The following is a 717-nucleotide window of genomic DNA, read 5'->3' on the forward strand; positions in this document are numbered from 1 at the left end:
ATAACCGTTTTAAACTCTGTTTCTATGCCGCAGACTAATGCATGCCAGTCAGAAGGCTCTAACGCTACCCGCGTGAGTACAGGACTGGCGATATTATCGATTCTACCCCGTTTTTTCGGGTGAAATTGGCGCCCGGTTTGTTCGACAACTGCCAGATACTCTTCAATACGAAAAGGTAGGCCATCGGGCATTTTATCTGAGGGATTGCCAGCGAAAGGAAGTAAGTAACGGGGCTGTTGATGAGACGTTGCGGCTTCAATGCGCTTTTTAATACTGGTATGGGCCGACTCTTTCGGTGTTCTCGCTAAACAAGCGCGGACCGGGTTTAAGTCAACATACGCCATACAGGCCGCTAACGCTGCGTCATCCATTAATGCCTGAGACTTAAATCTTCCTTCCCAGAAGTGACCTGTACACTCGTCTTCCTTATTCGCTTGCCGGGCAATGTATTCATTGAGCAGCCGCATAAACCAGCTGATATCAAACAATCGGCTACGATAGACTTCAGCAAGATTTTTTACCGTTTCAATTTCTGCCTCAGATAATGCATCACATACCTCGGGATTAATATATTTTTGGGACAGCAACATGCCTTTGTACAGCTTATGCCAGCGGCCGAGAACCTCCTTCATTGAAAGCGAATCCGCCTTTTGCTTATTGATACGCAATACCACATGGGTGTGGTTGCTCATCACCGCATAGGCGCACACATCCACG

At 47.4% G+C, this 717-nt stretch carries 1 protein-coding gene; it reads right to left on the bottom strand.

What is annotated here, in order from left to right; translation table 11 throughout:
* A partial coding sequence (locus tag JK130_RS16555; protein ID WP_218355435.1) for a transposase occupies positions 1-632 on the bottom strand: 632 nt, incomplete at its 3' end.
* Between the last annotated feature and the right edge of the window lie 85 nt (positions 633-717).

The sequence above is a fragment of the Alteromonas lipotrueiana genome, assembly GCF_019249245.1.
Taxonomy (GTDB): Bacteria; Pseudomonadota; Gammaproteobacteria; order Enterobacterales; family Alteromonadaceae; genus Alteromonas; species Alteromonas lipotrueiana.